Below are 7,134 nucleotides of genomic sequence, written 5' to 3'. Positions count from 1 at the left end.
GGGCACCTCGCCGTTCAGCTCGCCAGGGTGCGCGGCGCGGCGCGGGTCGTCGGCGCGGTGTCGGACGCGGCGAAGGCCGAGTTCGTGCTCGGGCTCGGCGCCGACGAGGTGGTCGAGTACGGACAGCAGTCGTGGGGCGAGCCCGTGGACTACGCGCTCGACGCGGTCGGCGGGGAACTGCTCGGCCCCGCGCTCGCCGCCGTCGCCCCCGGCGGACGGATGGTCACCTACAGCTCCGGCGGCGGCACCATCGAGGCCTACGACCTGCTCGTCGGGGCCAAGTCGGTGATCGGCTTCCAGATGGCCCGCATCGCGAAGGGACAGCCCGAGCTGTACGACCAGTGGCGGCAGGAGCTGTGGCAGTACGTCGCGTCGGGTCAGCTGAAGCCCGCGGTGCACGCCGAAATCGCGCTCGAGGACGCCGCCGAGGCGCACGCGGTCATCGAGAGCCGCGCCAACCTCGGCAAGGTCGTGCTGATTCCCTGATCACGGGGCAGGCGCGGGTCGGGGGACCGCGCCTGCCGCGTAGACTCTTCTTCTCGTGAGCGAGCGAGCGAGCGAACCATCTAGCACAGCGTCCGAGACGAACGAGAATGCCGAGCGAAGCGAGGCAGTCTCGTGAGTCTCACCCTCGGAATCGTCGGCCTGCCCAACGTCGGAAAGTCGACGCTCTTCAATGCGCTGACCAAGAACGACGTGCTGGCCGCGAACTACCCGTTCGCGACCATCGAGCCGAACGTGGGCGTCGTCCCGCTGCCCGACCCGCGGTTGAACACCCTCGCCGAGATCTTCCACTCCGAGCGCATCGTGCCCGCCACCGTGTCGTTCGTCGACATCGCCGGCATCGTCAAGGGCGCCTCCGAGGGGGCCGGGCTCGGCAACAAGTTCCTCGCCAACATTCGCGAGGCCGACGCCATCTGCCAGGTTGTGCGCGTGTTCGCCGACGACGACGTGGTGCACGTCGACGGGCGGGTCGACCCCGCCGCCGACATCGAGGTGATCGAGACCGAGCTCATCCTCGCCGACCTGCAGACCCTGGAGAAGGCGGTCGTGCGGTTGGAGAAGGAAGCCAAGATCAAGAAGGACCGCAAGCCGGTCGCCGACGCCGCCAAGGCCGCGCAGGAACTCCTCAACAACGGCACCACCTTGTTCGCGGCCGGCAACAAGGTGGACACCGAACTGCTCAAAGAACTTTCGCTGCTCACCACCAAGCCCTTCCTCTACGTCTTCAACGCCGACGAGTCCGTGCTCACCGACGAGGCGAAGATCGCCGAACTCAAAGCCTCCGTCGCGCCCGCCGACGCCGTCTTCCTCGACGCCAAGGTCGAGGCCGAACTTCTCGAACTCGACGACGAATCCGCCCTCGAACTCCTCGAATCCATCGGCCAGACCGAACCCGGCCTGCACGCCCTCGCCCGCGCCGGCTTCCACACCCTCGGCCTCCAGACCTACCTCACCGCCGGCCCCAAAGAATCCCGCGCCTGGACCATCCACCAAGGCGACACCGCCCCCAAAGCCGCCGGCGTAATCCACACCGACTTCGAACGCGGCTTCATCAAAGCCGAAGTAGTAGCCTTCACCGACCTCGTAGCTGCCGGCTCCATGGCCGCCGCCAAGTCGGCGGGGAAGGTTCGGATGGAAGGGAAGGACTATGTCATGCATGACGGAGACGTAGTCGAGTTCCGGTTCAACGTGTAGCAGACCTGCGGAGATCTTCTCTTTCCGGCTGTCAAACAAGTCTCACTGCATTTGTTGCTGTAAGCTTGTTTGACAAGTATGGCTCGATTGAGGTATGCGCTGCCGGGAGTGTGACGTGAGTACTCGCGACCTGATAGGACTTCTCCGTCATGCCGGCGTTCAAGTAGTAGGCGGCGCGCCTGGTGGGTTAACTATCAGGAGTCCGCGAACAGGGGTTCCTGTCGACCTAGCATTGCGCATTTGGCCACGACGATTGACGATGAGCATGCTGCGCAGCGGCTCATCGCACTCGACACGTCGAACTTTGCATGTTGCGCCAAGCGCCGGCGCAGCAGTTTCGAGAGCTGCCATGTCGGGGGTTTTCGACTTGGTCATCGACGACCCGCCCTTCACTGTGATCGATGGTCAGGTGCTGACAGACGCGAGCGATCGCGGTGGCTCCGGCAAGGTCGGCCGTACTGCATGGGGCCGATGGGCTGTGCAACGGATTCTTGCTGTGGCCGGTAAGCCATTGACACAGCCTGTGCTGGCCGATTTAACCGGCATCAGTCAGCAGGCGGTATCGCAGGCGTTGCAGTTGATTCCCCTCGTCAGTCACGGTCGAGGTGGCTGGTCTGCGCCGATCGAGTCGCTGGATGCGTGGCTGAGCGAATATCCGGGCCCGAAGGGAACGGTGACGTACTGGTATGGGCTGGACGCTATTTCGGGACAGGCTGCGACCGCATGTGAGTTGCTGGAGGAATTGGAGCTGCAGTCGGTGATCTCCGGGGATCTCGCCGCTGATGAGTATTCGCCGTGGCAAGTTCCCTCAACGGCTTTGCTCTATGTTCCGGAGCTGGTCGATTTCACCCCCGTCGGGCTGAGTCCTGCCGATCGTCTCGATGCGACCATGCAGGTGGTGGTCCCGGACGATCCGACAATTATCCAAGTAGCGACTCACATGAGTACGGGTCGTCGGCATCCGACTGCTGACCCCGCGATCGTGCTCTGGGACCTCCTCAACACAAGTACGGGGCCTGCCGCAGATGAGGCAGCCGCGCGCCTGAAAGCGCACATCGCCGACGGAGCGTTCAGTGACTGAGCCGCGATCTGTCGAAGTGCAGATTATGTCCACCTCGAACGCATCCGACCTCGGGTTCCTAGCCCTCGCGGACCTAGCTCACGCTGCCGCCGAGATCGATATCGACGAGGACGGCGGATACCGTGTCATCGGCGGCCACATGGTGCAGTTGCTGATACACGCCTATCCGACACCGTCACTGCAGATTCGGGGGACCGCAGATGCTGATGCCGGCGTCAGCCGGCCGGTCGCTGCCGGTCAAAGCTTGCATCGGCGACTTCAAGAGCTCGGATACGAGGCTGAAAAGGGAAATCGATACGGCAAGAACAGCTTTGAGGGACGCATGACTGTGGACCTGCTTGTGCCGTTCGGCAGCACGGGGAGAACCAGCATCATCGAGGGTCGTGGATTCGACACGGCGCCCGGGTTGAGTATGGCGATCCAGTCACCTCCGCTCTCAGTCTCTGCTGAGGTGGGGTTGCGCGACGGTAACCGGATCCGCTTCACGGTGTTGATCCCGGACGTCGAAGCGGCCGTTATCTTGAAGGCCCTTGCTTGGGCAAGCCGACATGCGGAGAAGGATGTCGCCGATCTTTGCTCGCTCTTCGAAATAGCTCATCATTACCGTACGAGTATCACGCCGTGGCGGCTCCGAGAGGCTGCGCTCACTGGTACTCGACGAGACGCGGCTACCGCATTGGCGCAACTTGTTTCCCGCGTGGAACGTGGAACCGTCGACCGAAAGCTTTTCGTCTCTGGCCGAGCACGTTTCGGTGCGATGGTCCGAAACCTAGTCACGCTCAACTAAACGCGTTGGTCGGCTGCGCAACGGTGGTCGAGTTTCGGATCCACGTGTAGGCCTTCCAGGGCGGTTTGGGTAGGGCTTTTCCTCGTACGTCTCCGTGTGTGGTCGGTCCCGGCTGCGGAGATCTCGGCGAGATGACGTTCTTGTCGGTGGGGTCGCTTATCGTGTCGATGTGGCGCTCAGGGACTTGACGCGGGATGCGGTCATTGCGGCGATCAGGGAGTTCGACCGGGTTGGGCGTGAGCGGTTCCTGGTGAAGTACGGGTTCGCTGAGTCTCGGCGGTTGTTCGTTGTGTACGAGGGCAAGTTCTACGATTCCAAAGCTCTTGCCGGTGCCGCACACGCGTTCCTGAGTGGGCAGCCTCCCCTGCGAGCTACGGAGTTCTCCGGCGGTTGGAGCCATGCTGCGGGGGTGTTGCAGCGCTTGGGCTTCGACGTCATCGATCGGGTTCCCCTGTTGACGGTTCAGGAGCTGGTCCGCGCGATCGAGGAACTTCGGCCCGCGACGGTGGCGAGCGGTCCCATGCTGAAACAGGCAGTTGTGCTGTTGTGGGCGATCGGCCGAGCGCAGCGGGGAGCGGATCGGGTGTTGGTGTGGGAGCGGACACAGGCGGAGCTCATCCCCTTATTGAGCGCGCACCACAGATCCGGTGAGCGTCCTGAGGGGCGTCCGGACTACCCGATCGCGGCGCTTTGTCGTGCCGGACTGTGGACACTCGATACCTCGGCTGCCGTTCCTACCGCTCACGGTGATGCGCGGCTGCGCCGGTGGTTCGACGAACATCAGCCAGACGGTGGTCTTCCCGCGCCGGTCTACGAACTGCTCCGCTCGTCTGGTCTGGCTCGGGTGCAGGTCGTCACCGCGATCATCGACAAGTTCTTCGGGGACTTCGACTACGTTGCGGTGACGAAAGCGGTTGGCCTCGAGGGAGGCTCGGTCATCGACGACAATCCCGCGCTGACTGATGACGAGGCGAGTAGCGAGGATCCCAAGCGCGCCTACCAGGACTTGATCGACGTGGTCACGAACCGCGAAGCGAGCACCCGTGGGAAGCGGCGTCCGACAGTCGGCAATGATCCGATTCGGCTCGCCGCAGCCCAGAGAGCGGTCATCCTCCGCAGCGGAGGGTTATGCGAAAACCCTTCCTGCGGCAAGCCGGCCCCGGATCACACCGACAGCGGCCTCCCTGTTCTGGAGGTAGACCATGTCTCCGACATCGCCACAGGAGGCCGGGATCACCCGGTGCAGATGATCGCGCTGTGTCCGGACTGCCATGCGGTGAAGACCCGAGGGCGTTCGCGCCACCAGCTCCGCGAGCGCCTCCTCGTCGCCGCGAAGGAGCGTCACGAGGCTTGGTGCGGAACTGCGGAGTTACTCGAGGCTTAGGTCGCGCGGGCGCTGGCGGATGTGCTCGAGCTATCGAGTGTTTGAGCCGTTCCGTTCGGCTAACACGTGGTATCCGGCCTTATTGAACAGCACGGAATTTCGAGACGCGGAGAGCAGATGCGGAATTGAGTGAGCCCCCAGCCGGGTGGGTTGGGGGCTCACTTGGGCACGGCTCACCGATGCTTGTCGAAGGATTCGTGGAAATCGAGTGCTTCTTGGGGGAGGTGGGCGGCGCGGGGGAACATGGTGAGTTCGTATTGGGTGAGGGCGGTTTCGGGGTCGGTGGGGTGGGCGGCTATGGCTTTGGCGAGGTCGGCGCCGTCGAGCATGGCGAAGTTGGCTCCTTCTCCGTTGGGGGGTGCTAGGTGGGCGGCGTCGCCGATGAGGGTTACGCCGGGGACGCGGTCCCAGGTCTGGCCGGTGGGGAGGGTGTATTGGGGGCGTAGGAGGGGTGCTGTGTCGGTTTGGGTGATGAGGGCGGTGAGTTCGGGTGCCCAGCCTTCGTATTCGCGGACGATGCGGGCGGTGGCGGCGGCTGGGTCGGTGAAATCGATGGTGTCGAACCATTCGAGGGGTCTGGTGAGGATGGCGTAGGCGTGCAGAGTCGCGTTCTTTTCCCGGTGCGCGAAGAGTTCGCTGGTGGGGCCCTGGGCGATCATCGATCCGTCGCCGACGATTTTCGCGGTGGCGGGGTGGTTGACGTCGGCGTTGAACAGGTAGGTCTCGATGCCCGCGGCGCCGGCGTACTCGGGGACGGCGGCGGTCAGCAGCGGACGGACTCGCGACCATGCGCCGTCGGCGCCGACCAGCAGGTCGGTGGTGACGGTGGCGCCGTTGGCGAAGGTGAGTTCGTGGCGGCCCGCGCCGAGGGGACGGACTTCGCTGAGCTTGTGTCCCCACTGGACGGTGCCGGCGGGGATCGAGTCGAGCAGGATCTGGCGGAGCTCGGCGCGGTACACCTCGGGGCGGCCGCCGGAACCGTCATCGGCATGGTCGGCCAGGAGGGTGCCGTCCGGACCGACGACCCGCATTGCCTGGTGTCCCTCCAGGATGATGCCGCGGAATTCATCCATGAGGCCGGCCGTCTGGAGGGCGAGTTGGCCGTTGTAGTCGTGGATGTCGAGCAATCCGCCCTGCCCGCGCGCCATGGGGGAGGCTTCCGCCTCGTAAATCGTCGCCGCGATGCCGTGCAGGTGCAGGACGCGGGCGAGGGTGAGGCCGCCGAGTCCGGCGCCGACGATGGTTACCGGAGTGGCGCGATCGGTCTGTTGGTCTGCGTATTCGGTCACGTCGAAGAGCGTGCCGTGTGGAAATTGCATCGAACTTGCGTCGTGCTTGCGTTCGTCATGCGCGCACGGAATTCACCGCTGACGCAGCGTCGTCTCGGCAATCGCCAGGAAATCGCGCAGCAATTTCTCGCGCCGGTCCGCGACGGCGGCCAGGCACGCCTCGGCCACGGGGGCGTCGGTGACGGTGATGTGGACGAGGTCGGGGCGGGCGTAGGAGCGTGCGACGCTCAGCGGAATGAGTGTGATCCCCTGCCCGGAGGCGATGAGCTCGAACTTCTCCTCCAGTGACGTCGTGCGTCTGTTCGGCACGTCGAGCATCCGTTCGCCGTGGAGGTCCGCGAGGGTGAGTTCGGCGCGGTCCGCCAGCGGGTGCGTCGCGGGCAGGCAGGCGACCCTCGGCTCATGGCCGATCGGGATGACCCGCAGACCCGACTCGTCGAATGGTCGCCGCAGGTAGCCGACCTGGGCCCGGCCGTCGCGCAGCGGCGCCTCGCGCTCCCACCAGCGGGCAGGCACCACGTCGGTCTCGACGTCCGGATGGCGCGCGGCGAACGCCCGAATCGCCTCGGACACATGCAATCCCGTGGAGAAGGCGACGACGAGCCGCCGGACACCGCGATCGATGTCGTGCACGCGCCGCACCGCCGAGTCGACCGTCGTGAGAATGCCCTGCGCCTCCTCGTACAGCTGCTGCCCGGCGGCCGTGAGTTCGACGCTGCGGGTGGTCCGCACGAACAGTGTGCAGTCGAGTTCCTGCTCGAAGGCCCTGATCTGGCGGCTGAGCACCGGCTGCGCGATATAGAGCTGTTCGGCGGCCCGGCCGAAGTGCCGCCGCTCGGCCACCGTGACGAAGTAGCGGAGCTTGCGCAGGTCCAGATCCATACCTCGAGGGTAT

7 protein-coding genes are annotated in these 7,134 nt (G+C 65.0%); 5 read left to right on the top strand and 2 right to left on the bottom strand.

Annotated elements, in window-relative coordinates; translation table 11 throughout:
• The 5 genes from ON39_RS27005 to ON39_RS46155 all read left to right on the top strand — a co-directional run.
• Positions 1-486, top strand: a 486-nt coding sequence (locus ON39_RS27005) for a quinone oxidoreductase family protein (RefSeq protein WP_040738617.1), incomplete at its 5' end; no start/stop codon positions are given.
• Between the two features lie 132 nt (positions 487-618).
• Complete coding sequence (gene ychF / locus ON39_RS27000; protein WP_040738603.1) at positions 619-1,698, top strand: redox-regulated ATPase YchF; 1,080 nt, start codon at positions 619-621, stop codon at positions 1,696-1,698.
• A gap of 367 nt (positions 1,699-2,065) precedes the next feature.
• A complete protein-coding gene (locus tag ON39_RS26995) occupies positions 2,066-2,779 on the top strand; it encodes a MarR family transcriptional regulator (protein WP_146251036.1) in 714 nt (237 codons plus the stop codon).
• Entirely contained in the window at positions 2,772-3,566 is a 795-nt protein-coding gene (locus tag ON39_RS26990) for a hypothetical protein (protein WP_146251037.1), read from the top strand. Before ON39_RS26995 ends, ON39_RS26990 begins: the two co-directional genes overlap by 8 nt.
• A 169-nt stretch (positions 3,567-3,735) precedes the next feature.
• Positions 3,736-4,950, top strand: a complete 1,215-nt coding sequence (locus ON39_RS46155) for an HNH endonuclease signature motif containing protein (protein WP_051187150.1) — start codon at positions 3,736-3,738, stop codon at positions 4,948-4,950.
• Positions 4,951-5,123: 173 nt separating this feature from the next.
• On the opposite strand, the gene ON39_RS26980 is transcribed toward ON39_RS46155, so the two are convergent.
• Positions 5,124-6,239 carry an FAD-dependent oxidoreductase gene (locus tag ON39_RS26980; protein WP_051187158.1) on the bottom strand — a complete coding sequence of 372 codons (1,116 nt, stop codon included), beginning with the start codon at positions 6,237-6,239 and terminating at the stop codon, positions 5,124-5,126.
• A 72-nt stretch (positions 6,240-6,311) separates the two neighbouring features.
• Complete coding sequence (locus ON39_RS26975) at positions 6,312-7,121, bottom strand: LysR family transcriptional regulator (protein ID WP_040738602.1); 810 nt, start codon at positions 7,119-7,121, stop codon at positions 6,312-6,314.
• Positions 7,122-7,134 lie beyond the last annotated feature (13 nt).

It is taken from the genome of Nocardia tenerifensis NBRC 101015 (genome assembly GCF_000308715.1).
GTDB classification, from domain to species: Bacteria; Actinomycetota; Actinomycetes; order Mycobacteriales; family Mycobacteriaceae; genus Nocardia; species Nocardia tenerifensis.
The sequence above is the reverse complement of the archived record's forward strand: the minus strand, read 5'-3'. Positions and strand labels throughout refer to the sequence as shown.